Source organism: Streptomyces virginiae, from assembly GCF_000720455.1.
In the GTDB taxonomy this organism is placed as follows: domain Bacteria; phylum Actinomycetota; class Actinomycetes; order Streptomycetales; family Streptomycetaceae; genus Streptomyces; species Streptomyces virginiae.
Genome location: NZ_JOAK01000027.1, coordinates 32,914 through 45,599 on the forward strand (window position 1 = coordinate 32,914; position 12,686 = coordinate 45,599).

12 protein-coding genes are annotated in these 12,686 nt (G+C 72.9%); 5 read left to right on the forward strand and 7 right to left on the reverse strand.

Going from position 1 to position 12,686, the window contains the following annotated elements:
• The 4 genes from IG86_RS0130820 (at nucleotide 1) to IG86_RS0130835 (ending at nucleotide 3,659) form a co-directional block, all read left to right on the forward strand.
• Nucleotides 1–342, forward strand: a complete 342-nt coding sequence (locus tag IG86_RS0130820; protein ID WP_030830361.1) for a nuclear transport factor 2 family protein — start codon at nucleotides 1–3, stop codon at nucleotides 340–342.
• Between the two features lie 36 nt (nucleotides 343–378).
• Entirely contained in the window at nucleotides 379–1,089 is a 711-nt protein-coding gene (locus tag IG86_RS0130825) for a TMEM175 family protein (RefSeq protein WP_244306162.1), read from the forward strand.
• A 72-nt stretch (nucleotides 1,090–1,161) separates the two neighbouring features.
• Nucleotides 1,162–2,481, forward strand: a complete 1,320-nt coding sequence (locus IG86_RS0130830) for an IS701 family transposase (RefSeq protein WP_078848266.1) — start codon at nucleotides 1,162–1,164, stop codon at nucleotides 2,479–2,481.
• Nucleotides 2,481–3,659: an XdhC family protein gene (locus tag IG86_RS0130835; protein WP_030901318.1), complete on the forward strand. Its 1,179-nt coding sequence runs from the start codon at nucleotides 2,481–2,483 to the stop codon at nucleotides 3,657–3,659. Before IG86_RS0130830 ends, IG86_RS0130835 begins: the two co-directional genes overlap by 1 nt.
• On the opposite strand, the gene IG86_RS0130840 is transcribed toward IG86_RS0130835, so the two are convergent.
• On the reverse strand, nucleotides 3,640–4,005 hold the full coding sequence (locus IG86_RS0130840) for a cupin domain-containing protein (RefSeq protein ID WP_030830368.1): 366 nt from the start codon (nucleotides 4,003–4,005) through the stop codon (nucleotides 3,640–3,642). The genes IG86_RS0130835 and IG86_RS0130840 overlap by 20 nt on opposite strands.
• A 268-nt stretch (nucleotides 4,006–4,273) precedes the next feature.
• Here IG86_RS0130840 and IG86_RS0130845 point away from each other — a divergent pair, with 268 nt between their 5' ends.
• Nucleotides 4,274–5,716 (forward strand): GuaB1 family IMP dehydrogenase-related protein, encoded by a 1,443-nt coding sequence (locus tag IG86_RS0130845; protein WP_030656338.1) that lies wholly within the window; start codon nucleotides 4,274–4,276, stop codon nucleotides 5,714–5,716.
• Between the two features lie 70 nt (nucleotides 5,717–5,786).
• Here IG86_RS0130845 and IG86_RS0130850 read toward each other — a convergent pair whose 3' ends face one another.
• The 6 genes from IG86_RS0130850 to IG86_RS0130875 form a co-directional block, all read right to left on the reverse strand.
• Nucleotides 5,787–7,034 carry a sensor histidine kinase gene (locus tag IG86_RS0130850; protein WP_030830371.1) on the reverse strand — a complete coding sequence of 416 codons (1,248 nt, stop codon included), beginning with the start codon at nucleotides 7,032–7,034 and terminating at the stop codon, nucleotides 5,787–5,789.
• Nucleotides 7,031–8,761: a sodium/solute symporter gene (locus tag IG86_RS0130855; protein ID WP_030830374.1), complete on the reverse strand. Its 1,731-nt coding sequence runs from the start codon at nucleotides 8,759–8,761 to the stop codon at nucleotides 7,031–7,033. The genes IG86_RS0130850 and IG86_RS0130855 overlap by 4 nt, the downstream gene beginning before the upstream one ends.
• A gap of 97 nt (nucleotides 8,762–8,858) precedes the next feature.
• Complete coding sequence (locus tag IG86_RS0130860) at nucleotides 8,859–9,134, reverse strand: hypothetical protein (protein ID WP_030830377.1); 276 nt, start codon at nucleotides 9,132–9,134, stop codon at nucleotides 8,859–8,861.
• Nucleotides 9,135–9,321: 187 nt separating this feature from the next.
• Nucleotides 9,322–10,146 carry a LytR/AlgR family response regulator transcription factor gene (locus IG86_RS0130865; protein WP_030830380.1) on the reverse strand — a complete coding sequence of 275 codons (825 nt, stop codon included), beginning with the start codon at nucleotides 10,144–10,146 and terminating at the stop codon, nucleotides 9,322–9,324.
• 113 nt (nucleotides 10,147–10,259) lie between these two features.
• Nucleotides 10,260–11,207, reverse strand: coding sequence for an SCO0930 family lipoprotein (locus IG86_RS0130870; RefSeq protein ID WP_030830383.1), 948 nt, complete (start codon nucleotides 11,205–11,207; stop codon nucleotides 10,260–10,262).
• Between the two features lie 116 nt (nucleotides 11,208–11,323).
• The gene (locus tag IG86_RS0130875) at nucleotides 11,324–12,421 is read right to left on the reverse strand and encodes a GDSL-type esterase/lipase family protein (protein WP_078906093.1); all 1,098 of its coding nucleotides are present in this window, start codon (nucleotides 12,419–12,421) and stop codon (nucleotides 11,324–11,326) included.
• Between the last annotated feature and the right edge of the window lie 265 nt (nucleotides 12,422–12,686).

The window sequence follows — 12,686 nt, forward strand, 5'->3', positions numbered from 1 at the left end:
ATGGCCACGTACGACATCTCCAAGCTGCACCCCGTGTTCGTCCGCCAGATGGAGGCCCTGGCCGCCCTGGACATCGAGGCGGTGATGAAGAACTACACCGACGACGCCGTGCTGCTGCGCTTCGAGGGCGTCTCGGTGGGCATCGAAGCGGTTCGCGAGACGTTCACCGGCTATCTCACGGTGAAGCCCACGCTGGTGGAACTGCAGGAGTACATCGAGACCGAGGACACCATCTTCTACCGGGCGATCATGAACCTGAACGGTGAACCGGAGCACGCGTTCGGGACACTTGTGGTCCGCGATGGCCGAATCTGGCGCCAGACGGCCGGCTTCGGCGGCTGAGACCGGAAATCTGGGTAGCGTGTGCGGGGAGGGCGGGTGAACGCGCCCTCCCCGTATGTGCGGTCCACGGCGCGCGTGCAGGAAAACGGTAAAGGGGAGGTCATGGAAAATGAAACCGGGCGGGTCGAGGCATTCAGTGACGGCGTATTCGCCATCATCATTACGATCCTCGTCCTGGAACTAAAGGTTCCGGAAGAAACCGGCTCGGCCTTCTGGCACGGAGTCCGTGAACAATGGCCGCATTACGCCGCCTATGTGGTGAGCTTCCTCATCATCGGCGTGATGTGGGTGAACCACCACACCATCTTCAGTCACCTCAAGCGGGTCGACCGTCCGCTGTTGTTCCTGAACCTGATGGTGCTGATGGTGGTCTCGGTGATCCCGTACACGACCAACGTGCTCGCCGAGCACCTCACCGAAGGCGGCTCCGCCAACCCGGCGGCCGTCCTCTACAGCCTCGTGACCGTGGCCTACGCCTTGGCGTTCCTGCTGTTCTGGTGGTACGTCACCCGGGTCGGGCACCTCTTCCACGAACAGGTGGACAAGGACGGCGCACGGGCCACCAGGGTGCGTTTCGGCCTCGGGGCCATCGCCTACCCCTGCACGGTCCTCCTGGCCTTCTTCTCCGCACCGCTCACGCTTGTCGCACACTTCCTGATCGCGATCTACTATGCGGCGAACCAGATCCCCATCCCCCTCGTGGTAGAGGAAGAGCGGCTCGAATCTGCCAGCGACCTCAGGAAGTAGCCGCAGGGGCCTACGGCCGTTCTCCGCGGTCAAGTAGGGTATTGGATCTAGCTGGTCGCGGGGGAGGCCCAGATGGCTCGCGCAGTCCTGCCGGAGGATTCCGTCAAGGAAGTCTCCGAATTGATCGATGTCATGATCTCTCTTCTCTTTGAGTCCTTACCCCGGCGGGACCAGCGAAACTGGGCCCGCGTTTATCTGAACGGCCTCGTGCGGACCAACGGGAAGAAAACAATCCGTAACATCGCCGGAACCGGAGCGAGTTCCGTCGAGCAGAGCCTGCAGCAGTTCATCAGCAAGTCCCCCTGGGACTGGACGCCCGTACGGCGCTCACTCGCCCAGCACCTCGAACGCACCGCACAGCGCCCCCTGGCCTGGGTGCTCCAGCCCATGGTCATAGAGAAGGCCGGCGACCGCTCGGTCGGCGTCGGCCGGCAGTTCGTCCCCCAGCTCGGCCGCACCGCCAACTGCCAGCAGGCCAGCGGGATCTGGCTCGCCTCCAGCGAAGCCAGCTTCCCGGTCGAGTGGACCCTCACCCTTCCCGGACCCTGGACCAGCGAACTCATGCGCCGCCGGCGGGCCGGCATCCCGGACACCGCCCGCTCCCTCACCCCCGCCCAGGACGCCGTACACGCCGTCCAGCGGATGGCCGCCACCTGGCAACTCCAGCGCCGGCCCGTGGTGATGGAGGTCGCCAACTGCGATCTGCCGCAGAGCATCGACTCGTTCGCCCTCCAGGACATCCCCTTCGTCTTCAAGGTCGACGGATCACTGCCCGTCTCCTTCGGCGGTGCGGGCCGCCACAAACCCGGCCCGCACACCGCCCCCGCACGCGAACTCATCGACTCCCTGCGCTCCCAGCGCCGCGTCGTCGAATGGACCCGGCACGGCCGGGCCGAAGGAGCGGTGACCCTGCTGACCTCGGCCCCCATCTTCGCCACCCCCTGCGAGGACCGCCCCGCGCCCGTCTCGCCCACCCCGCTGCTGCTCGTCGGAGCCTGGACCGAAGCGGCCCTGCTGCCCTCAGAGTTCTGGATCACCAACATCGGGGACCGGCCGCTCGCCCAGCTCTTCCTGCTCGCCAAACTCACCGACCGGGTCTCCCTGGACTTCACCGAGACCTGCGAACCGGTCGGCATCCGCGACTTCGAAGGCCGCTCCTTCCGCGGCTGGCACCACCACGCCACCCTGGCGAGCGTCGCCCACGCCGCGAAACTCCTCGGAGCGCGCCCGCACGCCCACGACCGCTACCCCGGCCCCGCGCGCCCCGCCGCCCTCACCCGGCCGGCCACCGTCGCACCCCGCTCCGCCGCAGCCCGCCCGGCCACCCCGGCAGTGCTGCCGCCGCACCCGCACGTGCCCGGCCAGACCCCCCGCCGCGAATACATCCGCTGATGCTCGACATCGCCGAAGAGCTACGCGCGTGGTGCGCCGCGCGCCGGGAATTCGCCCTGGCCACCGTGGTCGCCGTCAGCGGCAGCGCACCACGCGGCCCCGGCGCCTCGCTCGCCGTCGACGACCGCGGCACCGCGCTCGGCTCCATCTCCGGAGGCTGCGTGGAGTCCGCCGTCCACGAGCTGTGCCTCGACGCGATCGCCTCAGGCCGGGGCGGCCTGCACCGCTTCGGCTACAGCGACGACGACGCCTTCGCCGTCGGCCTGACCTGCGGCGGAGTCCTCGACGTCCTGGTCACCCCGGTGCGCGGCCGCGACCCGGTCCGGCCCGTCCTCGGCTCGGTCCTCGCCGCCGCCGCCGACGGGACCCGGGCCGCGCTCGCCCGCGTGGTCTCCGGCCCGCCGCGCCAGCTCGGCCGGGCCCTCGCCGTCCACGCCGACGGCTCCTACGAGGGCGGCCTCGCCGGCGGCCCCGCCCTCGACCGGGCCGCCGCCGGCCGGGCCCGCGCCCTGCTGCTCGCCGGGCGCACCGGCACCACCGAACTCGGCACCGCGGGCGGCCTGTGCGGGGAGCCCCTGACACTGCTCGTCGAGTCCGCCGCCGAACCGCCCCGGCTGATCGTCTACGGGGCCATCGACTTCGCCGCAGCCCTCGCCCGGATCGGCGCCTTCCTCGGCCACCGGGTCACCGTGTGCGACGCCCGGCCCGTCTTCGCGACCCCGGAGCGCTTCCCCGACGCCGACGAGGTCGTCGTCGACTGGCCGCACCGGCACCTGGCCGCGCAGTGGGAGGCGGGCAGGCTGGACTCCCGTACCGCCGTCTGCGTCCTCACCCACGACGCGAAGTTCGACGTACCGCTGCTGGAGCTGGCCCTGCGGCTGCCGCTGGGCTACGTGGGCGCCATGGGATCACGCCGCACCCACGCCGAACGCGACAGACGGCTGCGCGAGGAAGGGGTGACGGACGCCGCCCTGGTCCGGCTGCGCTCACCCATCGGCCTCGACCTCGGCGGCGCCACCCCAGAGGAGACCGCCCTGGCCATCGCCGCCGAGTTCACGGCCTTCCGGCACGGCGGCTCGGCGCTCCCGCTCACCGGCGGCGCCGCTCCCATCCACCGAAGACCGGCGGCGGCCCCCGTGCCCCGTCACACGGCCGCCCTCAGCCCGCCCCGCCCCTGACGTGCTCCACGACGCGGTGGAACTCGGCCGTCGGGGAGAAATCGACGTACTCCGTGTCGGCGAGCGCCACGGGGACGTGCCCCGGACCCCAGTAGAAGGCCTGCCCCTCCTCGTACACCTGCTCCCCGTCCCCGGTCCGCATCAGAAGCCTGCCCTTGAGGAGGTAGCCCCAGTGCGGGCACGGGCACATGTCGCCGGGAAGCCCCTTGAGCGCCTCGGTGAAATCGGTGCCCTTCGGGAGCCGGAAGAAGCCGACGCTGAGGTCGCCGCCGATCTCCTGCACCCGCACCTCCAGGCCGCCGCCCTCCACCGCGATGGGTGCCTCGTCCCGCGTCGTCGCCACCATCGATCCTCCACCGCTGCTCGGCCCGGACACTCCGGGACCCGTACGGACCCTTCCACTGTGACCCGGACCGGTGCATCCTGCCCCTGCGGGAACCGCCCGGCGCACACCCCGCGGGACCAAGGTCCCGTAGGAAACCACCACCCGGCCCCGACCGCCTTGGACGTTCGGCCCGGGCGGCATGAACGCCAGGTCGTGGGAGAATGAAGTACGTGCGTTTCCTCGGCTGCACCCTGTCGAGGCACCTCCGATTGACTGGGATGTTCAGCACGTGCGTTTCCTCAATGACCTGAAGCCGCCGTACGACCTGACGTACGACGATGTGTTCATGGTGCCGAGCCGCTCCGCGGTCGGCTCCCGCCAGGGCGTCGACCTCTCCTCGCCCGACGGGACCGGCACCACCATTCCCCTGGTCGTGGCGAACATGACCGCGATCGCCGGCCGCCGGATGGCCGAGACCGTCGCCCGCCGCGGCGGCATCGTGGTCATCCCGCAGGACATCCCCATCGAGGTCGTCACCGACGTCATCTCCTGGGTGAAGACCCGCCACCTCGTACTCGACACCCCGATCACGCTGGCGCCCACCCAGACCGTCGCCGACGCACTGTCCCTGCTGCCCAAGCGCGCCCACGGCGCCGGCGTCGTCGTCGACGGCGAGGGCCGCCCGGTCGGCGTCGTCACCGAGCACGACCTGTCCGGCGTCGACCGCTTCACCCAGCTCTCCGAGGTCATGTCGAAGGAGCTGCTGCTCATCGACGCCGACATCGACCCCCGCGAGGCCTTCAACAAGCTCGACGCCGGCCACCGCAAGCTGGCCCCGGCCGTCGACGAGGACGGCAGGCTCGTCGGCATCCTCACCCGCAAGGGCGCCCTGCGCGCGACCCTCTACACCCCGGCCACCGACGCGAACGGCAAGCTGCGCATCGCGGCCGCCGTCGGCATCAACGGCGACTTCGTGGCCAAGGCCAAGCAGCTGCTCGACGCGGGCGTGGACACGCTCGTCATCGACACGGCGCACGGCCACCAGGAGTCGATGATCAACGCGATCAAGGCCGTCCGCGCCCTGGACCCGCAGGTCCCGATCGTGGCCGGCAACATCGTCGCCGCCGAGGGCGTCAAGGACCTCATCGACGCCGGCGCCGACATCATCAAGGTCGGCGTGGGCCCCGGCGCCATGTGCACCACCCGCATGATGACCGGCGTCGGCCGCCCGCAGTTCTCCGCGGTCCTGGAGTGCGCCGCCGAGGCCAAGAAGTACGGCAAGCACGTCTGGGCCGACGGCGGCGTCCGTCACCCGCGCGACGTGGCGATGGCGCTGGCCGCCGGCGCCTCCAACGTCATGATCGGCTCCTGGTTCGCCGGTACGTACGAGTCCCCGGGCGACCTCCAGCAGTCCGCCGAGGGCCGCCTCTACAAGGAGTCCTTCGGCATGGCCTCCGCCCGCGCCGTGCAGAACCGCACGAGCGAGGAGTCGGCGTACGACCGCGCCCGCAAGGGCCTGTTCGAGGAGGGCATCTCCACCTCGCGCATGTTCCTCGACCCGGCCCGCCCGGGCGTCGAGGACCTGATCGACTCGATCATCGCGGGCGTCCGCTCCTCCTGCACCTACGCCGGTGCCGGCTCCCTCGCGGAGTTCGAGGAGAAGGCCGTGGTCGGCATCCAGTCCGCCGCCGGCTACGCCGAGGGCAAGCCGCTGCACGCCAGCTGGAGCTAGACCCCGCGCCTCCCGCACCTCCCCGTGGCCCCCGGGCCCGTCCACGGACGGGCCCGGGGGCCACGGGCGTTCAGGCCCGGTGCGGCGGGACCGGCTCCGACGGCGAACTGTGGACGCCCGCCCGGTACTTGGGGATCCGGACGGTCACCTTCATGCCGGCGCCGACCCCCGTCTCCATCACCGGGCCGTACGCGTCCCCGTACACCTGCCGGATCCGCTCGTCGACATTGGGCAGCCCGACCCCGGACGAGGACGCCCCGCGCTCCCCGGCCAGGATCCGGCGCAGCAGGGCCGGATCCATCCCGACCCCGTTGTCCTCGACGGTGATCACCGCGTCGGGGCCCGCGTCCTGCGCCGTGATCGTGATCCGGCACTCCTGGGTGGAGTCCTCCAGCCCGTGCTTGACGGCGTTCTCCACCAGCGGCTGCAGGCACAGGAACGGCAGCGCGACCGGCAGCACCTCCGGTGCCACCTGCAACGTCACTTTCAACCGGTCACCGAACCGGGCCCCGGCCAGCGCCAGATACTGCTGGATGGAACGCAACTCCTCGGCCAGCGTGGTGAAGTCCCCGTGCCGCCGGAAGGAATACCGCGTGAAGTCCGCGAACTCCAGCAGCAGTTCCCGCGCCCGCTCCGGATCCGTCCGCACGAACGAGGCGATCGCGGCCAGCGAGTTGAAGATGAAGTGCGGGGAGATCTGCGCCCGCAGCGCCTTGATCTCCGCTTCCATCAGCCGGGTCCGTGAGCGGTCCAGCTCGGACAGCTCCAGCTGCACCGACACCCACCGCGCCACCTCCGTCGCCGCCCGCACCAGCACCGCCGACTCCCGCGACCCGTACGCCACCAGCGCGCCCAGCACCCCGTCCTCGCCGGTCAGCGGCGCGAACACGGCCCACTTCAGCGGACAGTCGGGCCGCTGGCACTCGGTCCGCACGCTCTGGCTGCGCCCCGACTCCAGCATCACCGCCACCCGGGCCATCGCCCGCCGCTGATGGTGGTCGGCGCCCGGGCCGTCCCACGCCAGCACGGCCTCCCGGTCCGTCAGGCACAACGCCTCCGTCCCCAGCAGCGACCGCAGCCGCCGGGCGGCCTTGCGGGCCGCGTCCTCGGTCAGCCCGGCGCGCAGCGGGGGAGCGGCCAGCGAAGCCGTGTGCAGCGTGTGGAAGGTGGCCCGCTCCACCGGAGTCCCCAGGTCCAGGCCCGCCAGGCGTTCCCCGCGGCGCGCGTGCCAGCGTCCCGCCGCCCAGCCGGCGCCCAGCATCAGGACCGCACCCACCACCGCCAGCACCGCGAGCAGGGCCTGCCCCGCCCCGGTCACCGCCGGCCCCCCGCACGGTCCCCGGCCACGACCTCCGGCAGGTGCAGCCGGGCCAGCGTGGCCGCCGTCCCGGCCGGTATCCGGGACCGGGTGGCCAGCGACACCGCCACCATCGTCAGGAACCCGAGCGGCACCGACCACGCCGCCGGCCAGGCCAGCATCGTGTGCGTCCAGCCCGACGGAGCCAGCCCGGCCCGCGTCGCCAGCACCGCGCCCAGCGCCGCCCCGCCGCCCGTGACCAGCCCGGCCACCGCACCCGGCGGGGTCAGCCCGCGCCACCAGATCCCGAGCACCAGCAGCGGGCAGAACGACGACGCCGACACGGCGAACGCCAGCCCCACCGCATCCGCCACGGGCACCTCCGCGACCGCCACGCTCCCGCCCAGCGGCACCAGGATCGCCACCAGCGCCGCGAAGCGGAAACTGCGCGCCCCGCACTTCGGCAGCACGTCCTGGTGCAGCACCCCGGCCACCGCCATGGTCAGCCCCGACGCCGTCGACAGGAACGCCGCGAAGGCACCCCCGGCCAGCAGCGCCCCCAGCAACTCGCCCAGCAGCCCGCCCAGCATCCGCTCGGGCAGCACCAGCACCGCCGCGTCCGCGTCACCCGTCAGCGCCAACTCGGGGGCGTAGATCCGGCCCAGCGCCCCGTACACCGGCGGCAGCAGGTAGAAGACACCGACCAGCCCCAGCACCACCAGCGTCGTGCGCCGCGCCGCCCGCCCGTTGGGGCTGGTGTAGAACCGCACCGCGACGTGCGGCAGCCCCATCGTCCCGAGGAACGTGGCCAGGATCAGCCCGTACGTGGCGTACAGCCGGTACTCCCGCAGCTCCCCGGACGGCGGCTCCGACCAGGTACCCACCCCCGCACCCGGCTCCTCCCGGGCATCCGGCACCGGCGTGTCCGGGGCGAACTCCAGCCGCGCGTGGGCCCGTACGGAGTGCTCACCGGCGGCCAGCACCAGCGGCTCCGACACGAGGCTGCGCCCGTCCACCTGCCCGGTCACCGTCACCGCGAGCGGCTCCTTCACCGACAGCCGCACGTCCTGCGCGAGCGTCACCGACGTGCGCTCCCGGAAGACCGCCGGGGCGTCGAAGGTGGCCCGCGGCGCACCGTCCCCGGCCCACGCGGCGATCAGGAAGAACGCCGGAACCAGAAGGGCGGTGAGCTTGAGCCAGTACTGGAAGGCCTGTACGAAGGTGATGCTGCGCATCCCCCCGGCGGCCACCGCGACGCTCACGACACAGGCGACGACCAGCCCGCCGACCCAGTGCGGGGCCCCGGTGAGGATCTCCAGGGTCAGCCCGGCCCCCTGCAACTGCGGCAGCAGGTACAGCCAGCCGACCCCGACCACGAACAGCACCGCGATCCGGCGCACCGCCCGGGACTCCAGCCGCGCCTCCGCGAAGTCGGGCAGGGTGTACGCCCCGGAGCGCCGCAGCGGGGCCGCCACCAGCACCAGCAGCACCACGTACCCGGCGGTGTAGCCCACCGGGTACCAGAGCATCCCCGGCCCCTGGAGCAGCACCAGCCCCGCCACCCCGAGGAAGGACGCCGCGGAGAGGTACTCCCCGCTGATGGCCGCCGCGTTCAGCCGCGGCCCCACCGTGCGCGAGGCCACGTAGAAGTCGGAGGTGGTCCGGGATATCCGCAGGCCCAGGGCGCCGAGCAGCAGCGTGACCAGGACGACGACGGCGACCGCGGTCAGCGCGTACGTCTGGTTCACCGGGGCGGTCCTTCGGCCGGGGGGCGGGTGACCGGAGTCTACGCACGCCTGCGACCAGGGCGACAGGCTCGATTCGGACCGTGCGGGTCCGCCGCGTTCAGATGGCCGGGTCGCGGTGGTCGGCGCAGTCGCGCAGCGCGATCTCCAGCTCCACGTACGACTCCTCCGCCCGCCGGAAGGCCAGCGTCAGCGCCGCCTCCGCGCGCGGCGGGACCTGATCGCGGACGCCCTCGCCGGCCTCGTACAGGATGTCCGCCCAGCGGGCGGCCGCGCTGCGCAGCAGGGCGAGGAGCACCTCGGCCTCGGCGGGCCCCGCCGGCCGCCTCCGCGGCAGTCCGCTCAGGGCGTCGACCAGCGCCTGGACCTCGGACATCTCGCTCCTCCCGCGCCGGGAAGATCCACGATACGCAGCGGTGACGGCATCGGCGGCCCGTTCCCGCCACCGGTGCGGCAGGCGGCTCCCGTGGATCGCCGTACGCCCCTCCCGGTGCGGTGAACGGCATCCGCGCGCGCCCGGCGGTCGTCCGACGTGGCCGAACGGGCCCGTCGGGCGACCGGTTTCAGCCGGTCGCGTGCCGCATCAACAGGTCGCGCAACTCCCGTGAATGCCTGCGGCTCACCTGGAGTTCGGCCGCCCCCACCCGGACGGTGGTGGTGCCCGAGTCCAGCCGGAGCTCGTCGATCCGGGCCAGCGCCACCAGATGACGGCGGTGGATCCGCACGAACCCGCGCGCCCCCCACCGCTCCTCCAGCGTGGACAGCGGGATCCGCACCAGATGGCTGCCCTCGTCGGTGTGCAGGCGGGCGTAGTCGCCCTGCGCCTCGACGTAGGCGATGTCGGCGATCGCCACGAAGCGGGTGACACCGCCCAGTTCGACCGCGATCTGTTCCGGGCCCCGGTCGGCGACGGCGGCCTCCGGGGCCGGGCGGCGCGGTGCGACCACGGCCGGCGGGCCCGCCGGCGCCGCGGCGGCCACCGGCACCTCCTCGGCCCGGCCCAGCTGCGCGCAGGTCCGCCGGACGGCCTCCGCCAGCCGCTCCGGGCGCACCGGCTTGAGCACGTAGTCCACGGCCTTCAGGTCGAAGGCCTGTACGGCGAAACCCTCGTGGGCGGTGACGAACACGATCAGCGGCGGCCGCGCGAACCCGGCCAGCAGCCTGGCGATGTCCAGCCCGGTCAGACCGGCCATGTGGATGTCGAGGAACACCACGTCGATGCCGTCGGGCCCGTCCGGACCGGACTCCAGGGCCCGCGTGACCCGGCGCAGCGCCTCGGTGGCGTCCGAGGCGCCCTCGGCGCTGCGCACCCGGGGGTCCGAGCGCAGCAGGTAGAGGAGTTCCTCCAGGAGCGGCTTCTCGTCGTCGACAGCGAGCACTCGCAGCATGCCGCCGAGTCTAGTCGGGCGGATCAAGGCCGGGACGGAGCGCGGCCCCTGCCCGGGGGGAGGTGGGGCAGGGGCCGCGCGGACCGTGGTGGGGGGCCGGGGGACCGGACCGGCTACTGGACGGTGATCAGCTTGCCGTCGGGGGAGACGGCGTACCAGGTGCCGCCCACGCCCTGCCCGTTGATGTCACCGGGCTTCTTGTCGCCCGAGAAGGTGTAGACGGGCCAGCAGTCGATGGTCTGCTGCTTCTTGCCGTCCGGGCGGTCCAGGACGAGGTAGTTCTTCTCCGTGATGCCCTTGGCGTTGGCCTTGTCCACCGGGGGCACGACCGGCCACTTGGCCACGCAGTCGCCCACGCAGTTGGAGACCATCGGCCACGCGGAGTCCTTCTTGAAGCGGTAGACGGTCATCCCCTTGCCGTCGACGATGTGGTCGCCCAGCTTCGGGTCCTTCGCGACGGACAGGCCGTCCGCCGCCTGGGCCGGGGCGGCCCCCGCCGGGGGCGCCTCCGCCGGGGCGGCAGAAGCGGCGGGGGCGGCCTCGGCCGGGGCCCCCTTGGCCGCCTTCTTGCCGTCCGGGCCGAACGCGAACCACACCCCGCCGACGCCCTGCCCCTTCAGGTCGCCGGGCTTGGCGTCCTTGTTGAAGCGGTACGCGGGCCAGCCCGCCACCGTCAGCTGCTTCGTGCCGTCGCTGCGCACCACCTCACCGAGGAGGGAGGGGTCCATGCCCGCGGCGGCGGTGACGTCACCGGCCGCGACCACCGGCCAGGTCTTCGCGCAGTCCCCCTCGCAGTTCGACTTCGGGGGCTTCGCGGTGTCCTTGTCGAAGCGGTAGAGCGTCAGGCCCGCGCTGTCGGTGAGGACGGGGCCGAGCTGCTCGGTGGTGGACGCCGCGAGCTGTCCGCCGGGCTGGTTGCCCGGGCCGCCCGCCGCCGGGGCGGCGGCGCCGGCGGGCTGGGCCGTGTCCGAGGCGCTGTAGTCCGACGGGCCGCAGGCGCTGGCCGCCAGGACGACGGCGACGGCGGCCGCGGCGAGGGTGGTTGCGCGCTTCATGCCCATGTTGATCTCTCCCACATCGTGTCTGTCGTACCGCCGCCCCCAGCGGCGGCAACTGTGCACAGGACACGCCCCGGTGGGCGGGATCTGTTCACCGCGTCCGGTGTGGGCTGTTTCACTCACCCCCCGCCGAACCCGGCGCGCCGCAGGGCCGTGGCCACAGCGAGGCCGAGCACCTGGTGTCCGGAGTCGTTGGGGTGCAGCCCGTCCGCGAGGTGCTCGGGTCCGAGCAGGTCACGGCCCGGGAGGACGGCCAGCCGGTCGTCTCCGGCGGCGATCCGGTCCCGGGTGGCGCGCTCCATGGCGTCGCGCAGGGCACCCAGGGTGGCGCCGAGCTTGTTCGGGGTGCGTTCGGCGTCGGGCCGCAGGACGGGGGAGACCAGCAGCAGGGGGGTCCGCGGGTGCCCCTGGCGGACCAGTTCGAGGAAGGCGCGCGTGGTCTCGTACAGCAGCGGTGCCGAGAAGGGAACCCGGGACCAGCAGTTGGTGCCGAAGGCGAGGGTGAGGACGTCCGCGGGCAGGCCCGCGAGCTGTTCGGCGGTGGCCAGTTCGCCGCGCGCGGCGCCCGCGTAGCCGAGGTTGACGGCGTCCCAGCCGAGGGCCCGGCCGGCGACGGCGGGCCAGCCGTGGGCGGGGCGGGTGGACCACCAGCCCTCGGTGATGGAGTCGCCGTGCACCACCCAGCGCGGCGCGGGCGGCGCGGGGGAGAGGGCGCCGCCGATCCCGCGCAGGCCGAGTACGAGCGGGGACTGGTTCTCGGGCGGGTGGATGGTGAAGGGGCCGTGGAAGGGGCCGTCGCCGGCCCCGAGTTCGATGCGTACGACGGCCTCCGCGGCCGGTTCGGTGAACACCTCGCTGACCACCCCGTGGCGGTCCCACAGGGCGAAGCCGTGCGCGAGGTCGCGCAGGGCGTCCGTGGGGCCGGGCACGGTGGCCCGGTAGCGGATCTCGACGGCCCGCGCGGTCTCGGTGGTGAATTCCAACCGGACCCCGATGGGCAGGGTGGCCCGCTCGCCGGTGTCCCAGGGCAGCCGCATGGTGTCCGCCGGGTCGGCGCGCACCGGCCGGCCCTTGTCCAGCCAGGCGACCCCGCGCAGGAAGGGCTGCGGATCCTGCCAGGTGTCCTGCCCCGCTCCCCGCCGGGTGCCCGGAACCCCGCCCCGGCCCACCTCCTGCCAGGGTCCGGGTCTGCCCTCGTCGTGCACCGGTGCGCTCATCCTTCGCCTCCGATCGTCGGACACGGGAACTCCACGCCGACCCCGCCGTCCACCCGGGCGCCTGCCCCGTCACCCCGATGCCACCGCGTTCACCCGTACCCCGCGCGGACCCGGTTTCCACCGCCGGGGGCGCACCGCTCCGGTGGCGCGCCCCCGGAGCCAGGGCGGCACACTGCGGCAGATCTGACGAGGTGTCAAGGAAGGGGGTCTCCGGCGGCCTGCGCAGCGATCGATCATCCACACGCAACAAACGACTGTCAGTGAC

Bases quoted from the DNA above. Each gene is read 5' to 3' on its own strand.
- IG86_RS0130840 (WP_030830368.1), bottom strand. From the start codon at position 4,005: ATGGTGGCGACGACGCGGGACGAGGCACCCATCGCGGTGGAGGGCGGC.
- IG86_RS0130835 (WP_030901318.1), top strand. From the start codon at position 2,481: ATGCTCGACATCGCCGAAGAGCTACGCGCGTGGTGCGCCGCGCGCCGG.
- IG86_RS0130860 (WP_030830377.1), bottom strand. From the start codon at position 9,134: ATGTCCGAGGTCCAGGCGCTGGTCGACGCCCTGAGCGGACTGCCGCGG.
- IG86_RS0130870 (WP_030830383.1), bottom strand. From the start codon at position 11,207: ATGGGCATGAAGCGCGCAACCACCCTCGCCGCGGCCGCCGTCGCCGTC.
- IG86_RS0130830 (WP_078848266.1), top strand. From the start codon at position 1,162: ATGGCTCGCGCAGTCCTGCCGGAGGATTCCGTCAAGGAAGTCTCCGAA.
- IG86_RS0130820 (WP_030830361.1), top strand. From the start codon at position 1: ATGGCCACGTACGACATCTCCAAGCTGCACCCCGTGTTCGTCCGCCAG.
- IG86_RS0130865 (WP_030830380.1), bottom strand. From the start codon at position 10,146: ATGCTGCGAGTGCTCGCTGTCGACGACGAGAAGCCGCTCCTGGAGGAA.
- IG86_RS0130875 (WP_078906093.1), bottom strand. From the start codon at position 12,421: ATGAGCGCACCGGTGCACGACGAGGGCAGACCCGGACCCTGGCAGGAG.